Source organism: Bifidobacterium sp. LH_512, from assembly GCF_056356435.1.
The window spans coordinates 1,000,101-1,023,249 of record NZ_JBKEUE010000001.1; the positions used below are offsets into that span (position 1 = coordinate 1,000,101).

Annotated in this window: 19 protein-coding genes, 1 tRNA gene and 1 pseudogene; 4 read left to right on the top strand and 17 right to left on the bottom strand. The window is 57.5% G+C overall.

Annotation, left to right across the window (positions count from 1 at the left end; genetic code table 11):
* Positions 1-136 precede the first annotated feature (136 nt).
* The 7 genes from AC1AWD_RS04335 to AC1AWD_RS04365 all read right to left on the bottom strand — a co-directional run bounded on the left by AC1AWD_RS04335 (position 137) and on the right by AC1AWD_RS04365 (position 8,291).
* Positions 137-1,978, bottom strand: a complete 1,842-nt coding sequence (locus tag AC1AWD_RS04335; RefSeq protein WP_476563995.1) for a glycoside hydrolase family protein — start codon at positions 1,976-1,978, stop codon at positions 137-139.
* A 103-nt stretch (positions 1,979-2,081) separates the two neighbouring features.
* Positions 2,082-3,149: a LacI family DNA-binding transcriptional regulator gene (locus AC1AWD_RS04340; RefSeq protein ID WP_476563997.1), complete on the bottom strand. Its 1,068-nt coding sequence runs from the start codon at positions 3,147-3,149 to the stop codon at positions 2,082-2,084.
* Positions 3,150-3,245: 96 nt separating this feature from the next.
* On the bottom strand, positions 3,246-3,923 hold the full coding sequence (locus AC1AWD_RS04345; protein ID WP_476563999.1) for a YesL family protein: 678 nt from the start codon (positions 3,921-3,923) through the stop codon (positions 3,246-3,248).
* Positions 3,924-4,021: 98 nt separating this feature from the next.
* Entirely contained in the window at positions 4,022-4,978 is a 957-nt protein-coding gene (locus AC1AWD_RS04350; protein ID WP_476564001.1) for a carbohydrate ABC transporter permease, read from the bottom strand.
* Between the two features lie 10 nt (positions 4,979-4,988).
* A complete protein-coding gene (locus AC1AWD_RS04355; RefSeq protein WP_476564003.1) occupies positions 4,989-5,954 on the bottom strand; it encodes an ABC transporter permease in 966 nt (321 codons plus the stop codon).
* Positions 5,955-5,986: 32 nt separating this feature from the next.
* On the bottom strand, positions 5,987-7,594 hold the full coding sequence (locus AC1AWD_RS04360; RefSeq protein ID WP_476564004.1) for a type 2 periplasmic-binding domain-containing protein: 1,608 nt from the start codon (positions 7,592-7,594) through the stop codon (positions 5,987-5,989).
* Positions 7,595-8,217: 623 nt separating this feature from the next.
* Positions 8,218-8,291 (bottom strand) — tRNA-Leu (locus AC1AWD_RS04365).
* A 213-nt stretch (positions 8,292-8,504) separates the two neighbouring features.
* Between AC1AWD_RS04365 and AC1AWD_RS04370 the strand changes: the two genes are divergently transcribed.
* On the top strand, positions 8,505-9,113 hold the full coding sequence (locus AC1AWD_RS04370; RefSeq protein WP_476564006.1) for an NUDIX domain-containing protein: 609 nt from the start codon (positions 8,505-8,507) through the stop codon (positions 9,111-9,113).
* Between the two features lie 147 nt (positions 9,114-9,260).
* On the opposite strand, the pseudogene AC1AWD_RS04375 reads toward AC1AWD_RS04370, so the two are convergent.
* From AC1AWD_RS04375 to AC1AWD_RS04410, 8 genes and pseudogenes are all read right to left on the bottom strand, one after another.
* Positions 9,261-9,842 (bottom strand): annotated as a pseudogene (locus tag AC1AWD_RS04375) (IS3 family transposase); the annotation flags it as partial.
* 97 nt (positions 9,843-9,939) lie between these two features.
* A complete protein-coding gene (locus AC1AWD_RS04380) occupies positions 9,940-10,458 on the bottom strand; it encodes a transposase (RefSeq protein WP_476564008.1) in 519 nt (172 codons plus the stop codon).
* A gap of 209 nt (positions 10,459-10,667) precedes the next feature.
* Positions 10,668-12,110: a pyruvate kinase gene (gene pyk / locus AC1AWD_RS04385; protein ID WP_476564010.1), complete on the bottom strand. Its 1,443-nt coding sequence runs from the start codon at positions 12,108-12,110 to the stop codon at positions 10,668-10,670.
* 170 nt (positions 12,111-12,280) lie between these two features.
* A complete protein-coding gene (locus AC1AWD_RS04390) occupies positions 12,281-13,264 on the bottom strand; it encodes a TerC family protein (protein ID WP_476564012.1) in 984 nt (327 codons plus the stop codon).
* Between the two features lie 161 nt (positions 13,265-13,425).
* Positions 13,426-15,537, bottom strand: a complete 2,112-nt coding sequence (gene uvrB / locus AC1AWD_RS04395; protein WP_476564014.1) for an excinuclease ABC subunit UvrB — start codon at positions 15,535-15,537, stop codon at positions 13,426-13,428.
* A gap of 11 nt (positions 15,538-15,548) precedes the next feature.
* Positions 15,549-16,157, bottom strand: a complete 609-nt coding sequence (gene coaE, locus AC1AWD_RS04400) for a dephospho-CoA kinase (protein WP_476564584.1) — start codon at positions 16,155-16,157, stop codon at positions 15,549-15,551.
* 183 nt (positions 16,158-16,340) lie between these two features.
* Positions 16,341-17,813: a 30S ribosomal protein S1 gene (gene rpsA, locus AC1AWD_RS04405; protein WP_476564016.1), complete on the bottom strand. Its 1,473-nt coding sequence runs from the start codon at positions 17,811-17,813 to the stop codon at positions 16,341-16,343.
* A gap of 175 nt (positions 17,814-17,988) precedes the next feature.
* Positions 17,989-18,867: a bifunctional methylenetetrahydrofolate dehydrogenase/methenyltetrahydrofolate cyclohydrolase gene (locus AC1AWD_RS04410; RefSeq protein WP_476564018.1), complete on the bottom strand. Its 879-nt coding sequence runs from the start codon at positions 18,865-18,867 to the stop codon at positions 17,989-17,991.
* A 134-nt stretch (positions 18,868-19,001) separates the two neighbouring features.
* Here AC1AWD_RS04410 and AC1AWD_RS04415 point away from each other — a divergent pair, with 134 nt between their 5' ends.
* The 3 genes from AC1AWD_RS04415 (at position 19,002) to AC1AWD_RS04425 (ending at position 21,956) form a co-directional block, all read left to right on the top strand.
* Entirely contained in the window at positions 19,002-20,030 is a 1,029-nt protein-coding gene (locus AC1AWD_RS04415; protein ID WP_476564020.1) for a metal ABC transporter solute-binding protein, Zn/Mn family, read from the top strand.
* Between the two features lie 186 nt (positions 20,031-20,216).
* A complete protein-coding gene (locus tag AC1AWD_RS04420) occupies positions 20,217-21,113 on the top strand; it encodes an ABC transporter ATP-binding protein (RefSeq protein WP_476564022.1) in 897 nt (298 codons plus the stop codon).
* A gap of 6 nt (positions 21,114-21,119) precedes the next feature.
* Positions 21,120-21,956 carry a metal ABC transporter permease gene (locus AC1AWD_RS04425; protein WP_476564024.1) on the top strand — a complete coding sequence of 279 codons (837 nt, stop codon included), beginning with the start codon at positions 21,120-21,122 and terminating at the stop codon, positions 21,954-21,956.
* Positions 21,957-21,961: 5 nt separating this feature from the next.
* Here the strand turns inward: AC1AWD_RS04425 and ispF are convergent, their stop codons facing one another.
* Positions 21,962-22,438, bottom strand: coding sequence for a 2-C-methyl-D-erythritol 2,4-cyclodiphosphate synthase (ispF, locus tag AC1AWD_RS04430; RefSeq protein WP_476564586.1), 477 nt, complete (start codon positions 22,436-22,438; stop codon positions 21,962-21,964).
* A gap of 111 nt (positions 22,439-22,549) precedes the next feature.
* Positions 22,550-23,146 (bottom strand): CarD family transcriptional regulator, encoded by a 597-nt coding sequence (locus AC1AWD_RS04435; protein ID WP_476564026.1) that lies wholly within the window; start codon positions 23,144-23,146, stop codon positions 22,550-22,552.
* Positions 23,147-23,149 lie beyond the last annotated feature (3 nt).

Sequence of the window (23,149 nt, forward strand, 5' to 3'; positions counted from 1 at the left end):
ATGCCATCCGGCGAATATATGCGCAACGACACAGCACCGCCAAAATGACTCACTTATGGTACACGATACCGCGACAGGCGCCGTGTCTCAACTGCATCCGCAAAAACGGACGCGCAAGACCGGTCCGGCGCAGCGACTATCGGCGCAGTATCCTGACGCGGCAGAAGGCTCCTGCCTTCACCGTCAGGAAGCCATCGGCGCGAGGATCGTCGACGAGCATAGCCCCGGCCGCTTCGCCGTCGTTTACGAACACTTCGATGATGCCGCGGTCGTAGAACACTTCGATCCGACGCACCGATTCGACGTCGACTGTGCAGGACAGACAATCGGTGGGCGCCCCCTTGCTGAAGCAGCGCAGCCGCACGTTCTGTCGAACGTCCATCTCCCACACCACGTCACCGGTGTCCGCCATGACGACCGAGCAATCGCCCTCGGGGCGGATGTCGGCGTAGTAGGCGTTACCGGGCACGTTCCAGACGACGCCGCTATCGGTCTTCTCCGACGACAGTTCGTCGCCAAGCAGCAGATCGTAGACTTCGTCGACCGGCCGCGCGTAGAGGCGACCGTCACGGACGTGCAGTTCGCGAGGCAATGACATCGCTCCGTTGACGCCCTTTTCCGTCTCTTTGCGAACACCGTACCAATCCGCCAGCCATCCGATGGCGATCCTACGCCCATCGTCGTTGCGGAACGACTGAACGGCGTAGAAGCTGTCGCCAAAATCACACCAGCCGGAACGTTCCACGCCCAAACGCCCGGAATCGTCCAGATCTCCCACGTACCAGCGAATCGGCTGGAAACACCCGTTGGCCGTGCGAATGTGCATGATCGCCCCCACAGCCACAGCACGACCGTCCAGCGGAAAGACGTCGGGGCATTCGTAGGTGCGCCCTTCTGCATAGCCACGGTCGGAAAGCAGCGGCCCGGAATACACCCAGGCATCGTCTTTCAGGTCCGGCGTATCATTGCGAAACGCGACGATGGAAGGTACACGATTAGGGTCTGGACGGTCAGCTCCCGCGGCCCCCAGGCTGTTCAACGTGAACCAGCCGCCCTCGTTGTCGCAGGACACGCCGGTACTTTCCTCGGACGGGACCCGATCGGCCGGCAGATTCGTGGCGACCGCCATAATCGCGCCGCCGAAACCGGTCTCCACCTTCGCATCACGGAAATCACGTCCGAAATCATCGCCCTCGCGACGCACGACCACCGTTTCCGGACCGACAGTCAAACCGTCGGTGCTCAGGCATGTGGTCTGGTATTCCTCTACCGATTCGGGGTGCCCCACCCGTTCGAAATGACGAGTCAGGTAAAACCGGATGGCCGCAGCCGCATCGCCATCACATGGATGTCCGTCGGCGTCGACGGTGATCGCGGATCCGGAGAAAGCACCCCCCGCGATGCCTCTACGGGTGTGGAGCTCGCGCTGCGGCTCCAAGACGATGGGGAGATATGTCCAATGCACAAGGTCACGACTGACGGCGTGCCCCCAATGCATATTGTCCCAGCCCCAACCGTAGGGATTGAACTGGTAGAACATGTGATAACGGCCTTGGAACCGACACAGGCCGTTCGGATCGTTCATCCAGTGTTCCGGCGGTTCGAAATGAACCGCGCAACGGCGGCATGCCATGGATTCCTGCGCCCGGTCATCGGCAACGACAAGGTCTGTCGCGCCGTCCATTACCCGGATGCCGCGATCGATCAGATGCTCTCCGCCCGACAGATAGATGAAGGGAGCAGTGCATCCCTCGATTGTCAGCGTGTATTCACGTTCGGGCGCGAGTTCGAACCATACATGCTGCCGGAACAGATCGTCGTCCATGACCCGCTCGGCCGTAACGCCGCCGTCGCGGGGCGTCAGTTGGACCGATGGCTCCCCCTCCGCCGCTCGTTCCAGAAACAGATCGAGCCGCGTGTATCCGTCCGCGTCAAAGGCAATGCCGTTAGAATGCGTTGGTGCGATTGATGTCACCATGAATCCTTTCGTTGTCGTTTATTACTGTCGTGTTGATGAATAATGATGAGGCAATCGTTTGCCTTGATGGTAAAGTCTAAGCCCGCAACACACCGCCTAACGCCTAACACGCGACGGAACCCTTTTCGATGAGCATGCAGGAGATACGCGGGGCGTCAAAGCGCAGGGAAGGAAGCGGCACGCGAATGTTCGCATTGCCCGCGGCCGACGCGCCTTCCAATGCGATATCCTCGTCGTCGTTCCACTCTTCGACGAGGGAAACCAGTTTCCTTACGCCCCAATAGCCCATTTCGTAGTGCGGAAGCTCCACTGAGGACAGCTCCGGAACGAGCAGCCCCGTGACGAAAGGCTGGTTGTCCACACCGATCACCGAGCATTCCCTACCGACGCGCCACCCCCTGCGAGCGATCGCACGATATGCCAACGGCGCACGAACATCGTTGAAGCAGAACACGCCATCCGGATTCGTCTCATCAAAGAAACGATCGACCACCTCTTGTGGCCCTCGTTCATTGATGGGCAGCACCATGGACTCGTCGAATCCGCAGTGGGACCGTTCCATCGCCTCTCGATATCCGGTCAGACGTTCCTTCTGCGCATAGATCGACGCATCTGCATCAAGATAGACGATACGGCGGCATCCCGCCTGCAGCAGTCTTTCGACAGCACTGTAGGCGATGCCGCGTTCATCCGGACCGATCGAAGGATGGCTGCTGTTTTCATCCACCGCATCGATCACAACGGTGGGGATGCCGTCGAGCACTGCTGGAACGCTCACAGGACGGTCGTACATCATCGCATACAGGAACCCATCCACGCCATAGCGCTTCGCCGCGTCAATCTCCCGCTTTTCCAATTCGGCATCGTTGCCGGTATTCATGGAGAACAAAATATACCCAAGATCACGGGCCGCATCCTGAGCACCAAGTATGATGCGCCCGGCGAAGGGCGTGGTGGCGATTTCGTCGCTGATGAACCCCAGGATACGGCTGCTGTTGGTTTTTAGATTACGGGCAACGAGATTCGGACGGCATCCCATCTCCTCGGCGACCTTGCGGATCTTTTCCGCCATCTCGGGCTTGATACGCCCCCGATCCTTGCCGCTGAGCACACGGGAAACAGTGGAGATCGACACTTCAGTCGCGAGCGCTACATCCTTCATCGTCACCATATTCGTTTCCTTCCAGCCTTCGGTGTGTTGCGGGCGATGCCGCGATGACGTGTCCCTGAAGATGTTCCGCCGGTCTTCGATATCCCGGTCCTCATATCAATGTACGGCGACCTTATGATGTGCCCGGTACGATTCGCTATCGCGGACGTCCATGCCCGGTAGACGGGCGAACCAGTATACACATACCGATACCAAAAACGATGGTAGGGCCAATCCGAATACAACTGCGATTCCCGGCCACTTCAGCCAAATCGCGATGGTGAGAACGGCGACGACGACCATCATCAGTGTACACAGGGGGCGGGCAATCAGCATCTGCAGTGTGACGTGCACGTACCAGCGATTGTTTTCTGTGAAATTTGCGTGTACCGTCCAGACCAGCATCGAGAACGCGCCTAGGGCGATGATCAGCAGCAGGAGGATCCCCGCGCAAGCGTATCCGAATATGCCCGCGTCATGCCAATTGACCACCCAATAGTCGTACAGGATCAGCAATCCCAGCAACGCCATGGGCCATCCCAGCAGGTTCGCGGAACGCAATTCGGATTTCCACTCCCTGTGGAACATCGTCCAGGTCTGGCGAACCGTCCAGGAACGGTCCTCCGGCTTCAGCAGCCATGTGCGCCATAATCCATACATGGCTCCGATCGAAGGGAAGAGCCCCAGAACGACCAACCCCAGTATGGTGTGGACCAGTGCGGCGACGTTAAGGGTGAACGCGATGAGCACCGCACGGCAGCACCGCTCATAGCCGATGGCGAAACGTCCCATCATAATCGTCGACCTTTCATTACCTTGAAACCCGAATGCGTCGAGAATCGGAGAGAGAGGCCGGGAAAAGCCCGGCCTCTCTCTCCGACCTCCCGTCTTGTCTAGCCCTTGACGGCGCCAAGCATGACGCCCTTGTTGAAGTAGCGCTGCAGGAACGGGTAGAGAATCAGCAACGGCAGCGTGGAAACGATGATGATGCCGAATTTCATCTGGTCCGCCGCGCGCTGCGCGTCCGAGACGCCGACCGATGCGGTGGACGTGGTCTGATTCACCAGCAGCAATTGCTGAAGCACGTTCTGCAACGGTTTTTTATCCTGATCGATGATGTAGATGAGGCCGGTCATGAAGTCGTTCCAATGTCCAACAAAATAGTACAGGCCAATCACCGCCAGGATGGCGGAGCTCAACGGAATCACGATCCGGAAGAAATATCCGAAATAGCTCAATCCATCGAGCTGGGCTGCGTCATGTAATTCCTCGGGAATCGAGGTTTCGAAGAATGAGCGCGCCACGATCACGTTGTACACGCTCACCGCTCCCGGCAGGATGAACACCCACCAGGTGTTGAGGATATGGAGATCGCGGTACAGCATGTAGGAGGGGATCAGGCCGCCGGAGAAGAACATCGTTACCGTGAACATGAACAGAATGGCGCGACGGGGCTTGAATTCCTTGCGGGACAGGGCGAAGGCGACCGGAATCGTGACGGCCATGTTCAGCGCTGTGCCGACGACCGAATACACCAACGTGTTGCGGTAGCCGACCCAAATGCTCGACTCTTCGAAGATGCGTTCGAATCCGGCAAAGGTCACGTCAACGGGAAGCCAGCTGACACGGCCGCCGGCCACTGCATTCGGATCGGAGATCGATGAGATGATGACGAACCATAGCGGATAAAGCACTGCGACCGTGACGACCGCGATCAGTGCCCAGATGATGATATCCGCTACCCAATCACCGACGGTCTTGGACTGGCGACGCTTCTTATTCCATGGAATGTCGTCGCCGGAAGACCGCGGAGCCAATTGCGACATGCTGGCAGTGGTTTGTGCATTCATAGCAGACTCCTTAGAAAATGCTCGAATTCGCCACACGCTTCGAAATCGCGTTGGCTGTGATCAGGAAGACGAAGTTGATGACGGTGTTGAACAGGCCGATTGCCGTTGAATACGAGAACTGCGCGCTTTGGATACCGATCTTGAAGGTGTAGGTTGAAATAACCTCGGTCGCCGGCAGGTTCAAAGAGTTCTGCAGCAGGTAGATTTTGTCGAAGCCGACGTTGAGCACGGATCCCATCTGCAGGATCAGCAGCACGCCCGCGGTGGGTAGGATGGCCGGGAAATCGACATAGCGGACGAGCTGGAGCCTTCCTGCGCCGTCGATTTTCGCGGCCTCGTACAATGAGGTGTCCACCGAGCTCAGTGCGGCCAGATAGATGATGCAGTTCCAGCCGCAGTGCTGCCAGACTTCGGATATCCAGTAGACGGCGGTGATGGCCGAAGTACTGCCCAGCAGGCTTTCATCGCCGAACATCTTGCCGATGAAACCGTTGTTCGGGTCGAGGAAGATGTTCAGCATCGAGACGATCACCACTGTCGAGATGAAATGCGGCATGTAGGTGACCGTCTGCACGAACCCTTTGACCTTGTTGGAGTTGATTTGGTTGATCAGCAATGCCAGGACGATCGGGAAGATGAAGCCGGTGACCAACGTCCACAGGCTGATCCGGAAGGTGTTCCACATGATCTCGCCGAAAAGCGGCGAGGTGAAGAACTGCTCGAAATAGTGCAGGCCGACCCAGTCGCCGCCGGTCAGGCCCTTGGCCGAATCGAATTTACGGAACGCCAGCTGGATGCCCCACATGGGCACATAGGCGAACAACGCGACGAAGACGATGGCCGGTGCGGAAAGCACCCACAGCTGCCAGTACCTGCGGAAATGATCGGCAAAACGTTCAAGTAGGCCCGGTTTTCCATGTTCGACGCCGGCCATCGGAGTCGCGGCCGCGACCGCTGAGGATTTTCGTATACTCATCGCTGTTTCCTATCTTGTATATTCCGGCCCGGTCACTTGGTGGCCTCGTCGTAGTACTTCTGCCAAATATCGATGTTTTCCTGCAGTCCCAAGCTCGGCGTATTCAGCTTCTTGAGGTAGTCGTCCCATTGTTCGTCGATGCCGCCGTTCTGGAACCATTGAGCAATCATGTTGTTCGCGTAGTTGCCGATCGAGGTGTTGTTGTTCTGCAACGTCTCCATGTCGGAGCTATTAGGACGCACATAGATCGGAATCACGTCACCCGTCGGGTCGACGTTGGCGAGAGCCTCTTCGCATGCTTTGTTGCTGGCGGTCACGTATTCAGCGTTAGTGTCGTTGACCATCGTCACTTCGTCGGGGATGTATCCGCCAAAACGATCCTGCAGCGCCACCGCACGCGTGTCGGTGTATTCGGCATAGGCGACTTCCGGATCGATGGTGTACTGATGGTTGCCGTCGTCGCTGACCACCGCCGGGATGGATCCGAAATAGCCTTCAACGGACAGGCGTTCTCCGTACATCGCGTCAACGACCTTGAGCACAGCGTCGAGATTCGGGGCATCGGGAGACACCGTGACCGAATAAGCGAATTCGGTGGCATCCGCCGAATAATCCCACTTGACGTCGTCGTCCGACATCGATGCGTCCTGTTTCAGCGGAGGCAGAGTGATGTATTGGTCGGCGAGCTGCCCGTACTCGCTGTTTGTGGACCAGCCGATGGAGACGCCCGTGGTGGCGGTCTTCCCGTCTCCGATGGTCTGGGCGTCATATTGCGAAGCGTCACGCGTCAGCGAATCCTTCGGGATTAGTCCCTTTTCGACCAGTTCATGAAGGAAGGTCAGCACGTCCTTAAGGTTTTCGGACGTGTAGTAGCTTTTGACTTCGCCGTCCTTCACATAAAAACCTTGGCCGGAAGCCGAGGCTCCCATGAAGCTGGTGGTGATGCCGGTGGAGTTGAGCAGTACGAGGGCGCTCCACAATCCGAATCCGAGGCTGCGCACGTTCATCGGAACTTCGTCGGCCTCACCGTTACCGTTCGGGTCCTGGGTCTTGAACGCTTCAAGCACCGTCTCCAATTCGTCCCACGTCGTCGGCACGTCAAGCCCGAGATTATCCAACCAGGTCTTGTTGATGAACATGTGAGTGGCCGAGACTCGATAGCCTTTGCCTCGATCGGATGGGATGTTGTAGATTTTGTCACCGTCCTGCGCCATCTTCAACGCGACGGGACGCTCGTCAAAAAATTTCCTGACGTTCGGCATCTTGTCCAGATACGGGGCCAAATCAAGGAATTCCGAGTAGAAGCGACTGATGTCGGTGTAGTCGTACAACGTCAGCCCGATATCAGGGAACTCCCCAGCGGCCATTCGTGGCGCCTTCTGCTGGCCCCACGAATTATCATCGACTTCCGACCATTCGATCGTGCAGTCGCAGGCCGCCTCCAATTCATCGTCATATCCCATGTCCTCAATGGGATTGTCGGTGACGTTGCGCCGGACCATGATGCGGACGATCGGCCTGCCCTGCTCGTCGACGGTCGCTTCCTGAGTTTCTCCGCATGCAGCCAACGGCACGACCAAGGCCAAGGCGGCACCTGCGGCGATTGCGGCGCGTACTCCGCGGAGACCACTGCGTCTCATATCATCTCCTTTTCGATGTGTTTACGTCTCACACCGGCCAAGAACCACAAAAAAACGGCATCCTATGAATTCTTCTCCTTATGGCTCCTATGCCTATCGACGCCTTTGATTGTATGACGCCAAACGTTTGCCGTCAAACGTTTGACAAATGGAGTGTCGAAAATGGACAGGCATAGAAACGCCAGCGCGCTGGACTCCTCTCCAACCGCCGGCGAAAGACATGTAAGCCATAACCGTCCATCCACGTCACGAAACCGCCATAACAAAAAAGGCGAACGCCAATACGTCCGTCCGCTCCGCCATATCACACGGAACCGCAGCGCAGCCTGCAGGAAAACGAGCGTCTTCCCGGGCCTGCCGCACCATCCGGCATCAGCGATGCTCTATCTCGACGATTCCCACCTCAACGGCACGCAGCCGATTACGCAACGCCACATCCGCATCGAAGAGACAGGAGTTTTTCGCAAGGGGACTTGTTCATCGACACAGGCGAGTGCAGGGAAAGCCGCTCGAAACGCGTATTTCGGAATGTGGTACACAGAACACGCGCCCATCGGACAGGGAGGCGAGAAACAAAACGGCCGCAGCGGGCGATACCCGACTGCGGCCGTTCGTCGAACCGGTGCCCCCGGTGGGACTCGAACCCACACTGTACAGATTTTGAGGCTGTCTCCTCTACCAATTGGGATACAGGGGCGTTGCAAGCAACCCTGTTAATATATCACATTCTTTCGATTATGCAAATCTGCGCATGCATGCGTGTCACGTTTGTAAATCAGCTTTTGGATAAAGATATTGGACGGGCACTTACGAATAAAGTTTCTTATATGACATACCGGCTCATTTCCCTGTTTTCCCTTCAAGAGACCTATAATGTCAACTAGGTTGCATCATCCAACAAGGAGGCTGTATGAGCGACAAGACATATCGCCAGTTTGATCCATGGCGTCCCGCTCCGGTTCGAGAGGAATCACGTCAGCAAATCATTTCCAGCCATTATTTCAACGTGGATAAGGTCGTACTCGATTCCACGGACATCGGCCATTTCGACCGGTACATGATTCATGAGAACAACGGAGACACAGTCGGCGTACTTGCAATCACCGACGATGGGCGCATTCCTCTGGTGGAACAGTATCGCATTCCGTCACATCGATGGACTCTGGAGATTCCCGCCGGACATGAGATTTCGTCTGATGAGCGTCCTTTGGAAGTCGCCAAGCGGAAGCTTCGCGAAGAAGGCGGATTCGAAGCAAGCAAAATGACTCAGTTCTGCCGTTTCGTCAATACGCCCAGTTTCTCCGACCAGCACACCATATTGTTCCTTGCAACAGACCTGACGCCAGTTGAGCGCGCTGATTTCGGCCCGGAGACACCTCGTTCAGAGGTTCGCTTCTACACGTTGGATGAGGCGTATGACATGGTGGTCAACGGTACGATTATTGACTCGAAGTCGATTATCGCGATTATTCGTGCACGTTTCGCACCGAAAGGCCTGATTGAAGGAACGAATAACTAGACCGGCATCAGCAACGACTGCTGTGCGCACGTGGCGACATCACCGATGCCACCGGCAACAATGCATTGAGGGATGCCCCGAAATATTCTGAACTGCGCCCCAAAAGTTGGACGTTATTTATCATGATAGCGTCCTAGGCATTCAGGGTCATATCCGGTACTCGACCGGGGTGTGGCCCTGAAGTCTTTCCTGACGCCGTCGGGCGTTCCAATGGGTTATGTAGGACGCGAGCTCGCGTCTGAGCCGGCGGAACGTCATGCGCCGTCCCCGCCACGGCTCGTCCTTGAGATGGCCGAACAGGCCCTCGGTCGGCGCGTTGTCGAGGCAGTTGCCCTTGCGGCTCATGGACTGGACGACGCCCATGCCGGCGAGCCGTTTGCGCCACCACGCGTGCTGGTACTGCCAGCCCATGTCGGAACGCGGCACCGGGGCGCATCCCTCCGGCATGACGCGGGCGAGCCGCGACAGCAGCCGTTTCTGCTGCGCGAGACCGGGATGCCGGGAAAGGTCCCAGGCGACGATCTCGCAGGTGTGCATGTCGTAGACCGGCGCCAGATACGCCTTGCCGTCGTCCGGACGGAACTCGGTGACGTCGGTGCCGAGCTTCCGCCACGCGCCCGTGGCCTTGAAGTCGCGGGCGAGCACGTTGGCCACCTTCGTGCCGCTGTCGCCCCGGTACGAGGAGTACCGGCGCCATGGGTTCGGGCGTCCGACCGCGTCACGTGCGCCTCCCGGCCCGTGTGGTAATGGCAGGTGGACCTGGACAGGCCGGCGGCCCCGGGCGGGTCGCCCAAGCGATGGCCTCGCCCCGCCAGCCGCGAGACGGTCAACGACGCGCGGCGCCGTCCATCGACTCCCCGGCCAGCAGGGCATGGTGTTTTTCCAGGTACGCGACCTTGGCGCGCAGCCTCCGGTTCTCGCGTTCGAGCTCCTGTTCGCGCGTCGGCGCCGGTTTCGGCTTGTTGCGCGCGCCCTTCGGACGTCCCTTGGTCTTCGGGATCAGCGCCCCGGGGCCCGCCTCCCGGTACGCGCGGCACCTCTTGCCCAGCAGCTCCACGGCGGGGATCCCGTAGCGGCGCGCGACCTCGGGGGCGCCGGCGCCCCCGTCGACATGGGCGCGCACCGCGGCCAGCTTCGTCTCGTAGTCATACGTCTTGTTGCCCTCGCGCCTGCGCACGAGTCCGCCCTCTCCGCCGATGGAAAACCCATGGATCCATTTTCTCGTGGTATGCACCGAAACTCCAAGCGTGGCGGCAAGTCGCTCGGCCCCGTACCCATCACACAGCAGACCGGCGACCCGTCTCATGTACCGGTCGCTGAAACGCCTTCTACCGTCCTGCGACATGGTAAAACCGCACCTCAAAAGCCAGATCCGAATATTTCCAATCCAACTTTTGGGGTGCGGTTCAATTCGGGGCATCCCTCAATGTTTCCGAGTACTCGGACTGTACCCAGATGCCGCGAGCCGACGTCGAGACATCACCGGCTCACAGCGCTGCCGTCAGCAATTGATGTGGCATCATCGCAAACGACGTGTGGCGCTTACCCGGGAAATCAGTCGCAGGCGCCGACGGTGTGCACGTAAATGGAATCCGTGCGGCCCGGCTGATGCTCGCCCTGGGCGGAGCTCAGCACGACGATCTTGTCGCCGTCGGAAACCTTGCCGGCTTCACGCAGAACCTTGTCAGTGAAGATCATCAGATCCTTGCGGGACTTGTCGTGATAATCTTCATTCAGCAGGAAGGCTTCGGTGCCCCAGCTCAGAGCCAGCCAATGGTAGGTGTGCTCGTTGTTGGTCAGGCCGAAGATCGGGGTGGCCGGGCGTTCGCGGGAGACGCGATGCACGGTGGAACCGGTCTGAGTGTAGGCGACGATGGCCTTGGCGTTGAGCTTGTCGGCCAGGTCCACAGCGGCGGAGGAAACAGCGCCGGTGGAGGACATGTCGAGGTTCTTCAGCGTCGGGATGCGATTGAAGCCGTGCTCGGTGGCGAAGCTGGAGATGCGGCTCATCGTGTTCACGGTTTCGGCCGGGTACTTGCCGACGGCGGTTTCGTTGGAGGTCATCGTGGCGTCGGTGCCGTCGAGGACGGCGTTGGCGCAGTCGGAAGCCTCAGCACGGGTCGGGACCGGAGAGTTGACCATGGAACCCAGAACTTCGGTGGCGACGATGACAGGCTTGGCGTACTGGCGAGCCAGTTCGATGCAGCGCTTGGTGGCCAGCGGGACCTCTTCCAGCGGGCACTCGACGGCCATATCGCCACGGGCGACCATGATGCCGTCGAAAGCCTTGACGATGTCTTCAAGGTTCTCGAGAGCCTGCGGCTTTTCGATCTTGGCGACGACCGGGATACGACGGCCTTCTTCGTCCATGATTTCGTGGGCGCGATCGATGTCGGTGGCGAAGCGCACGAAGGACATTGCAATGATGTCGGCACCGGTCTGGATGGCCCAACGCAGATCGGCTTCATCCTTTTCGGTCAGGGCCGGCAGAGAGACAGCGACGCCCGGCAGGTTGATGCCCTTGTGGCTGGAGACCGGTCCGGCAACGATGACCTTGGTGTGCACGTTGTTGCCTTCGACCTTGGTGACTTCCAGACGGACCTTGCCGTCGTCGATCAGAATCGGATCACCAGCGTGGCAGTCACCCGGAAGACCCTTGAACGTGGTGGAGGTGATATGCTCGTCGCCTTCGATGTCATCGGTGGTGATGATGAATTCCTGACCTTCGGTCAGATAGACCTTGTCTTCACCCTCGGCGTTCTTCTTGAACCAACCACAGCGAATCTTCGGACCCTGTAGGTCGACCAGGACTGCGACGTTACGGCCGGTGGCCTTGCCTGCTTCGCGGACGTTGTTGTACACGCGCAGGTGATCTTCCGGGGTGCCGTGGGAACGGTTAAGACGAGCGACGTCCATGCCCGCTTCAACGATCTTGGTGAGGTTCTCAAGAGATTCGGTAGCGGGACCGATGGTGTCTACGATCTTGGCTTTACGCATGAATGCCTGCCTATCCTATTCTTTCTCAGTAAGGGCATGGATAGCCCCTGTTCAGAATTCAGTCTACTAGTATTTTTTCGATCTCACATCCAAACCAAATGGTGTGTTGTTAACGCTCACACTATTTTTCGGAAAAGGTTTACCCTTGACGCGAGAACGCCTTAACGTTCTTACTTTTCAGCAGATTGCAAAGAACGCATTTTCAATACACTTGCAAGAGCAGCGCCGCCGATTGCCACGACAATTACGGCAAGGGACAGCCACGTAGGCACTTCAGGCACCCATGCAACAGGGTTTCCGCCATTGATGAACGGCAGAGAATTACTGTGCAGCGCTTCCATGATCAGCTTCACACCGATGAAGCCCAGCACAACGGACAGGCCAACCGGCAGATAAACGAGCTTGTCGAGCAGCGCGCCGAGCAGGAAGTACAGCTGCTGCAAGCCAAGCAATGCAAACACGTTGGAAGTGAACACGATAAACGGATCCTTGGTCAGGCCAAAAATCGCGGGAATCGAATCGAAGGCGAACATCACGTCGGTGGTGCCGATGGTCAGGAACACGATCAGCATCGGCGTCCAATACTTCACACCGTTCTTTTCCGTGCGCAGGCGCTCGCCATCATATTCGTCGGTGATACGCACCACCTTGCGCAGCGCGTGAATCAATGCATTCTCATGATATTCCTCATCCTCATCGCCGCCGATGACCAATTTGACGGCAGTGAAAATCAGGAATGCACCGAACAGGAAAAACACCCACGTAAAACGCGAAATGATGGCGGCGCCCACCAAAATGAAACATCCTCGGAAAATCAGCGCGATCGTAATACCGACGCTCAGCACATATTTCTGCATTTCCTTGGGCACGACAAAATTCGACATGATAATGACGAATACAAACAAGTTATCCAAGCTCAACGAATATTCGGTCAGCCAGCCAGAATAGAATTCAATTGCCGGTTTCGGGCCTGCAACCGCCCAAACAAGAGCGCCGAAAATCAACGCCATCACAACGAAGAAACCGATATGCTGCACGCATTCCTTCGTGGAAGGAACATGTGGCCTGCGCCCGATAACAAACAAATCAATGACGAAAAAAATCGCCAATACCACAAATGTGGCAATCATAAATGCAACTGGAGTCTCTGACATAGCCTCCAAGCTTACGCGGAGGCCAAACATCTTACCCGATCACAGGCCGAGGCAACGAGTCTTTACATAATACCGACGAACGTCACAACGTGGACAAGCATCGATGGATGTCGCGCTCCCAAAATCGACATCCATCAACGCCCGTCGCAACACAGCGGATTTCAGCGCTTTGCTTCGGTCATCTGGCGTAGTTCCTTCTTTAAATCGCGAATTTCATCGCGCAGGCGAGCCGCCAATTCGAACTGCAACTGTTCGGCGGCGGTATGCATCTGTTCGGACAATTGCCTGATCAAATCAGCCAGATCCTGCGCCGGCAGTCCGGCCTTCAGGATTTCCTCGTGTCGCTTCTGCATTTCGTCAGCGTTCGCTGTGGGCACACCCAAATGCGTGTTTCCAGCCTTGCCAGCATTGCGGTAGCCGCCTTCCAACAAGGTCTGCGTATCGACGTCCTCTTTGGCAAGCATGTCATTGACGTCGCTGATTTTCTTGATCAGCGGCTTCGGATCGATGCCATGTTCCTTGTTGTAGGCGATCTGACGATCACGACGACGATTCGTTTCTTCGATGGCTTTGTTCATCGCATCGGTCATCTCGTCGGCGTACATGATGACGGTGCCCGACACGTTTCGTGCCGCGCGTCCAATCGTCTGGATCAGCGAACGGTAGGAGCGCAGGAATCCTTCCTTGTCGGCGTCAAGAATCGCGACCAGCGAGACTTCAGGCAAATCGAGGCCTTCACGCAGCAGGTTGATGCCGACGATAACGTCGATTTTCCCTTCACGCAGTTCACGTAGCAATTCCACGCGACGTAACGTGTCGACGTCGGAATGCAGGTATTCGACCTTGATGCCGCGTTCCAGCAGGTAATCGGTCAGATCTTCGGCCATTTTCTTGGTCAGTGTCGTAACCAGCGTGCGCTCCCCCCTGGCCACGCGATCTTTGATCTCCGCCAGCAGGTCGTCAACCTGGCCTTCCACCGGGCGCACGTCGATTTGCGGGTCGACCAAACCCGTCGGTCGGATGATCTGTTCGACCACGCCATCCGATAATCCCATTTCGTAGTCGCCGGGCGTGGCCGACAGATACACGGTCTGACCGACACGCTCCAGGAATTCCGGCCATTTAAGAGGTCTGTTATCCATCGCCGAGGGCAGACGGAAGCCGTGCTCGACCAGCGTGCGCTTACGTGACGCGTCGCCTTCATACATCGCGCCGATCTGTGGCACAGTCACATGCGATTCGTCGATGACCAGCAGGAAATCGTCCGGGAAGAAGTCGAGCAACGTATGCGGTGGAGTGCCCGGATCTCGCCCGTCGAAATGCCGAGAATAGTTTTCCACACCGGAACATACACCTACTTGGGCGAGCATTTCGAGATCGTAAGTAGTGCGCATCGTCAGGCGCTGCGCTTCCAACTCCTTGCCCTGCTTGCGCAATTCGGCCACGCGATGATCCAATTCCTCCTGAATGGTTTTGAGCGCGCGTTCCATACGTTCCGGGCCTGCCACGTAATGAGAGGCGGGGAAAATATGGATTTCGTTTTCCTCACCGATTACGTCGCCGGTCAGAGGGTGCAGAGTGGAGATGCGGTCGATTTCGTCGCCGAAGAATTCAATGCGTACCGCCAATTCCTCATACACAGGGATGATTTCGACAGTATCGCCGCGCACACGAAAGGTGCCGCGTGTGAATGCGACGTCATTGCGCTTGTATTGCATGGCCACGAATTGGCGCAGCAATTGGTCACGGTCAATCTGCTGGCCTTGGCGCAACATCAGCATACGCCCGGCATATTCCTCCGGCGTACCCAAACCGTAGATGCAGCTGACGGTGGCGACGACCACACAGTCGCGACGTGTCAGTAGATTCGCGGTGGCCGCATGACGCAAACGTTCCACATCGTCGTTGATGTTGGAATCCTTTTCGATATACGTATCGGTTTGAGGAATATACGCTTCGGGCTGGTAGTAGTCGTAATAGCTCACAAAATAGCTTACGGCGTTGGCGGGCATCAATTCACGGAATTCCGCACACAATTGTGCAGCCAGCGTCTTGTTCGGTTCGATGATCAGCGTCGGGCGCTGCAGACGTTCGATAAGCCACGCCGTCGTCGCGGTTTTGCCGGTGCCGGTGGCGCCCATCAATACGACATCGTTTTCTCCGTCTTCAATGCGCCGCGCAAGCTCTTCGATGGCTTGAGGCTGGTCGCCGCTCGGCTTATACGGCGATTTGACGACAAAGGGCTTGTTGATGCGTTCAATATTGAATCCCATGATAACTCCCGTTACAACATCAAATCATTATATAGTTCTTCCACTTGCCTTAGCATGAGATGCTTTGGCTGCGTCGAATCGATGATGATGTCGGCGATGGATTGGCGTTCGTTTTGCGTGGATTGGTGTCTGATACGGGCAAGAGCCTGTTCTTTGGTCATGTTTCGTGTTTCGATCATGCGCTGTATGCGTATCGCTTCAGGCGCTTCCACGGTGATGATGCGGTCGAATCGGAATGGGATGGTGTCAATGACTTCGGCCAACAGCGGCACGTCATGTACGATGACGCCACTTTGTTTTGTCGCGGCCTGCCATTCACGCATGCCCGCCAATTCGTAGATCAACGGATGTTCGATGGCGTCGAGTCGTTCGCGCGCGCCTTGTGGCGCGGATACGGAGAATACGTGTTCGGCCATCCAAGTGCGGTTCAATGTGCCATCCTCACTGATGGCGTCCGAACCGAAGACCTCTTTGATTCGTTGCAGGCCGATGCTGCCGGGGCGTACGACGTCACGCGCCAGCTGATCGTAATCGATAACGGTTGCGCCCAGTTCGCGTAAATGTTCGGCGACGGTGCTTTTGCCTGCCGCGATGCCACCTGTCAATCCCACTCGTATCATCACAACGTCATACTACCGTGCCGCTTGCGCGGCGGGCAACGACGCATCGGATATGGGAGAGCGTGATATCCGGAAGGCATTGCGCATGGATATGCAAGTGGCCCCTCACCGTATTCGGGTGAGGGGCCACCGATAACCGACTAACCGGCCAGTGCGAAGTTTACCTTGTTAGGGAAGGGAAACTCACTTGCCGAGCAGCTGGTCGCGCAGAGCGGCGAGCTGATCGGAGTCGGCGAGGGTGCCGGTGGAAGTGTTCTCGGAGGAGTAGTTGGACACCTCTTCGATCTTCTCTTCCTTGGCAGCCTGGCCGTCTTCGGCTGCGGAGGCAGCTGCGTTCTCCAGTTCCTTGGCGACGAACTCCTTGTGCTGTTCCCACAGGTCGTGAGCAGCGGCGTACTGGGATTCCCATTCCTCGCGCTGCTTCTCGTAACCGGCGATCCACTCGTTGGTGTTCGGGTCGAAGCCTTCCGGATACTTGTAGTTGCCTTCTTCGTCGTACTCGGCCGGCATACCGTACAGAGCCGGATCGAAGTCTTCGGAAGCCGGATCAACGGAGTCGTTGGCCTGCTTGAGGGACAGGGAGATGCGACGACGATCCAGGTCGACGTCGATCACCTTGACGAACACCTCTTCGCCCGGCTTGACGACGGTCTCCGGATTCTCCACGTGGCGGTTGGCCAGCTCGGAGATGTGCACGAGGCCTTCGATGCCGTCTTCGACGGAGATGAACACGCCGAACTGAACGATCTTGGTGACCTTGCCCTTGACGATCTGGCCCGGAACGTGGGTGCGAGCGAAGCGCTGCCACGGATCTTCCTGGGTGGCCTTCAGGGACAGGGAGATGCGTTCGCGGTCGAGATCGACGTCGAGAACCTCAACGGTGACCTTGTCGCCGACCTTGACGACCTCGGACGGGTGGTCGATGTGCTTCCAAGACAGCTCGGAAACGTGGATCAGGCCGTCAACGCCGCCCAGATCGACGAATGCGCCGAAGTTGACGATGGAGGACACGATGCCTTCGCGAATCTGGCCCTTCTTGAGCTGCGAGAGGAAGGTCTCGCGGACTTCGGACTGGGTCTCTTCGAGGTACTGGCGGCGGGACAGGACCACGTTGTTGCGGTTCTTGTCGAGCTCGAGGATCTTGGCCTTGATGGTCTGGCCGATGTACGGGGACAGGTCGCGGACGCGACGCATTTCGACCAGCGACGCCGGCAGGAAGCCACGCAGGCCGATGTCCACAATGAGGCCACCCTTGACGGCTTCGATAACGGTGCCTTCGACAACGCCGTCGGCTTCCTTGATCTTCTCGATGTCGCCCCAAGCGCGCTCGTACTGGGCACGCTTCTTGGACAGAATCAGACGGCCTTCCTTGTCTTCCTTGGTGACGACAAGGGCTTCGATGGTGTCGCCGACCTCGACGACCTCGTCCGGATCGACGTCCTTCTTGATGGAAAGCTCACGGGAGGGGATGACGCCCTCGGTCTTGTAGCCGATGTCGAGCAGGACCTCGTCGTGATCGACCTTGACGACGGTACCTTCGACCAGATCACCATCATCGAAGTTCTTGATGGTGGAATCGACTGCCTTGATGAAGTCTTCTTCGGTGCCGATGTCGTTGATGGCAACCTTGGTGACTTCGAAATTGTTCTCTGCCATTAATGTGGTTCTTACATAAATGAGTAGTGGATAATATCGTTATTCAGTTATCGCGCCGCACACGCGTCGAGCACATGAGCAGCAAAAATCAAGGATACCTGAAGCCCTGCACAAAATCCCTGAAAAATTTCGGGCGTGTCGCGTGAGCCGGAAGACACTCAAAGGCCGGGAAATATCATGCAAGGGATCGTTCTGCGACCTCCACCACATTACGCAGCAGCATCGCGCGAGTCATCGGCCCCACTCCCCCCGGATTCGGCGTATATGCGAAGGCCTTGTCATAGCATGCCGGATCGATGTCGCCCTTGATACGATGTCGGCCGGACTCTTCGTCATATACGCGGGAGACGCCGACATCGACCAGAACGGCCCCTTCCCTGATATGTTCCGGTTTGACGAATCCGGCCACGCCCATCGCCGCCACAATCACGTCGGCACAACGCATATGCTCTTCGACGTTCTTCGTGCCGGTATGGCACAACGTCACCGTCGCGTCGACCCCGCGGCGCGTCAGCATCAGTCCGATGGTTCGTCCGATGGTGATGCCTCGGCCGAGCACGCATACTTTTTTGCCGTGCAAATCGATACCGTAGCCATTCAGCAATTCGATAACGCCACGTGGCGTGCATGGCAGTGGCGTAGTGATGTTTCCGGAAACATGCAACACCAGTTCGCCCAGATTGTATGGATGCATGCCGTCGACGTCCTTGGCAGGATCGATCATCGCGATGATGGCGTTCTCGTCAATGCCTCGAGGCAAGGGCAGCTGCACAATATAGCCGGTGCAGGCCGGATCCTCGTTCAACTCGCGGATCGCCGACGCAATCTGATCAAACGATGCGTCGGCCGGCAGCTCGCAGCGAATCGAATTAATGCCGATTTCGGCACAGTCCGCATGCTTGCCGGCGACATATTTCATAGATCCGGGATCCTGGCCGACCAGAACTGTGCCAAGACCGGGCGTGATGCCCAAAGCCTTCAGACGTTCGACTCGCCCGGCCAGCTCGTTCTTCACATTGGAAGCGGCCAATTTTCCGTCGATTTTGATAGCCATCACGTCATTCTCCCCGCTATGCGATGTGTTACTCCGTATCGTAGGTTATCGTGGAATCGGCCCGACACTCGTGTGCGGGTTCGGAAATCGGTACGCCGTATTCCAGATAACGTCATGTAGGAACGAGGTCAATCATGAATAGCGGGATTCGTCGCAGAATAACCGCGCTGTTCGCGCTGTCCGCCGCCGGCATGCTGGCATTGAGCGGCTGCGGAACGACAACACCGGCCGAAACCAATCAACAGAGTGCTCCTGCCCAATCCGACGACCCGATCGTTGTGGTGGCGTCGGTCAATCAATGGGGTTCGTTGGCTGAACTCATCGGCGGCGACGACGTCGAAGTGACTTCGATTCTGTCTTCCACCGCAGTGGATGCACATGATTTCGAACCGGCCACAGCCGATATCGCGGCATTGCAGGCCGCGCAGGTCGTCGTATCCAACGGAGCCGGATACGACGCATGGGCCACCAAGAATCTTGGCGACGACACCGTTTCGGTTTCCGCCGCATCGACCGTGGGAGCCACGGAAGACGACAATCCGCATCTGTGGTTCTCCAAGGATGCACGTGATGCGGTGGCCACCGAACTTGCCAGCGAATTCGGAAAACTCTTGCCTGATAAGAAGGATGATTTCAAGCAGCGTCTCAAGGACTGGGAAGATCGCGAAAGCGAGCTCGCCGATGCGATGGACGCATTCTCGGAAGCCCATCCGGATGCGACGTATGCCGCCACTGAGGCGGTCGCCTATTACCTGCTCAACGACATGGGCTTTAAGGATGCGACGCCACAGGGCTATGCCCAATCGGCGGCTTCGGAAAGCGAACCGGCGCCGGCTGACCTGCAGGAGTTCCAAGCGCTGGTCGAGTCGCATGGCATTGACGTGCTGGTCAACAACACGCAGTCGGCATCCGATGCCACGAATATGATCACCGGAACCGCCGGCAAGTCAGACGTGCCGGTGTTCGACGTCAGCGAGCAGATGCCCGAAGACGCGAAGGATCTTACCGATTGGATCGCGACGCTGGTCAATGACATTTCGACATTGTTCGATGAACCCGCAGATTCTGACGCGCCCGCACAATCGACCGATCAAAGCGACACGATAGGTGATGCAAGCGACGAAACCCCGGATACTTCCGGTCAGATGGATCCCGGCGCATGATGCGCTGATCATCGTTTTTCAATGGTGTGGGCCATGACGAATATCGTCATGGCCCACATTGCGTCTCACCACCTTACAGCGCCGCCGGATGCATCCCAACCCAGCTTCTAAATGAGAATGATTGTCAGCCTCATTTGCAACAATCCTTGCAGACAATTCGTTTTCCCACATAAATCAGGAGCAATGATGGCTCAATCACACAACGACGAACATCAAAGCGATGCATCCGTTGAAGCTGAATCCTGCATCATCTTCGACAATGCCGCGGTCCGACGCGGCGACCATCTGGTCTGGTCGCAGGGAACTTTCCGCATCCCGAAAGGTTCCGTCACCGCAATAGTGGGGACGAACGGCACCGGCAAGACCACTATGATGCAGGCCGAACTCGGATTGTTGCCCCTTAGCGAAGGCTCCATCACCGTGCTGGGCAAACCTGCGGGCACGGCCAACCGTCACATCGGCTACGTACCACAAAGTTATATCGCGAACACGGAATCGAACCTGACTGCGGAACAATCAGTGCTTCTAGGACTGACCGGCACAAAATTCGGCATTCATCCGGTTACGGCACGTCAACGCGCGAAGGCGCGCGAAGCCATGGCCTTCGTAGGCATGGCCGACAAAACACACCATAGGCTTTCCCAACTGTCAGGAGGCCAGCGTCAGCGTGTGGCCATCGCCCAGGCACTGGTTTCGGATCCAGAACTGCTGATGCTTGACGAGCCCCTCGCCAATCTTGACCTAGCAAGCCAACGTTCCATGGTCCACATTCTCGCCAAACTCAGTCATGATCTGGGCATGACCATCCAAATCGTCGCGCATGACCTGAATATGCTGCTTCCGATTCTTACCGGAGCGGTGTATCTGCTGGACGGCCACCCGCATTATGCCTCGATGGACACCGTACTTGACGCGCATCTGCTGACGCACCTGTATGGAACGACCGTACAGGTCGTCACCACGCCGCAAGGCGACATGTTCGTAACCCCCAGCCCGGACGACGAGCGCATGCCGAATCCCGACATGCACCATATCGACGAAGTCGCGGCATTCCACCATCACGACAAAACGAAAAGGAAGTAGGATCGCATGGATGTCATCAGCTTTTCTTTTGACCCTCATTGGATGACGACGCTGTCGGCGCCATTCATGGCCAACGCCTTCCAAGCGGGCCTCTGCATTGCACTGGCCGCCGGCATTATGGGATATTTCACCATCGCACGTCAATCCACTTTCGCCGCACATGCTTTGGCACATATCGGGCTCCCGGGCGCGACAGGCGCCGCCCTGCTCGGACTTCCAGTAAGCCTTGGCATGGGAGTCTTCGCCCTCGCCGGCGCACTGGTTATCGGCGCGCTGGGCAAAAAAATCTCACAGCGAGAAATCGCGACCGGCACGGTGCTGGCATTCGCAACCGGCTTGGGTCTGTTCTTCGCCCGGCTCTCCAGCTCCGCATCGCAGCAAATGCAATCAGTGCTGTTCGGATCCATCCTCACCATCACCGACGAACAAATCACAGGCTTCGCCATCTTCGACGTATTGCTGCTCATCGTCATCACTCTGATCTACCGCCCGCTGCTGTTCAGCTCACTGGACGAGCAGGTGGCACAGGCAAAAGGCGTGCCGATCGCAGCCATGAACATCGCATTCATGGCCATTATGGCAGGCGTGATCACACTTGCGGTGCCGGCCGTAGGCACATTGCTGGTGTTCGCGCTTGTCATCACTCCGGCGGCAACCGCGAATATCATCGCAGGATCCCCCTTAAAGGCGATGATCATTGCATCAATGATTTGCTTGGTGTCGATTTGGGGCGGACTGCTGCTGTCCGCCATGTTCCCGGCTCCCCCAAGCTTCATCATCGTCACCTTGTCGACGCTGCTGTGGGCGGCCGCCAGAATCATTCAATCGATACTGCGACGATAAGGCGATCATGCCGACGGCCGCACCAACGCGTTGGCCAAGGCAGCCAGTCCTTCTCCCGCGCCGGTGAATCCCATGCCGTCGGTGGTGGTCGCGCTCAGCGACACCGTACAACCGACTGCATCGGACAGCGCCTGCTGCGCCTCAAGCCGACGCGGACCAATCTTCGGCCTGTTGCCGACAATCACCACGCTTGCGCTTACCGGCTCGAATCCGTGTTCTTTCAAATGATTCACCGTCATACGCAGCATGGCATCGCCATGCATGCCCGCTCCCGACGAATTCACGCCGACGCCGAATAACGTGCCGATATCCCCCAAATGCGACGCGGCAAGCAATGCGTCAATCAACGCATGAACGGCGACATCGCCATCGGAATCACCTTCAATGCCGTCTCCAGGCCATTGAAGACAGGCCAGCCAAAACGGACGCCCGCTCCCCGAAGCGGCGAAACGATGCGCGTCAAACCCCTGTCCAATCATCATATTCTGCATATGGCACCCCGATATCCGCAAATAGTTCGTCGTGACGTTCACCACCGGCGCATCACGTATGTCACATATGAAAAAGCCCGTCATTCGACGGGCCTGACACAATCACTTCTTCTTGCGTCCCTTGCCTTCGGCGGCGACGCGAGCCAACGTATCCGCCGCGGCCTCCTGAGGCGCTTCAGTGTGATGCTTCTCATCACCCGGCTGCGGCTCCTCGTATCCAAGATTGACATCCAGCAGACGCTGCGCTTCGGACTCCTCCAGCTTCTCCGATAGGGAGATTTCGGAGGTAAGAATGCTGCGGGCCTTCGTTAGCATGCGCTTTTCGCCTGCCGACAGGCCATGCTCGTCAACATCGCGCTGAGCGAGGTCGCGCACGACTTCGGCAATTTTATTGACGTCACCAGTGGCGATCTTCTCCACATTCAGCTTGTAGCGACGCGACCAGTTCATTTCCTTTTCGATAATCGGCGTACGAAGAATCTCGAACACCTTGGCGACGGCGCGACCGTCGACGATATCGCGAACGCCGACTTTCTGCGCGTTATCGACAGGAACATTGATGACAAGTCCGTCAGAGGACAGCACCGACAGCTGCAGGTATTCCCGCGTCACGCCCTTAACCGTTCGTTCGGTGATGGCTTCCACCTTTGCGGCGCCGTGACGCGGATAGACGACCATATCGCCGACCTTGTAGCCCATGAA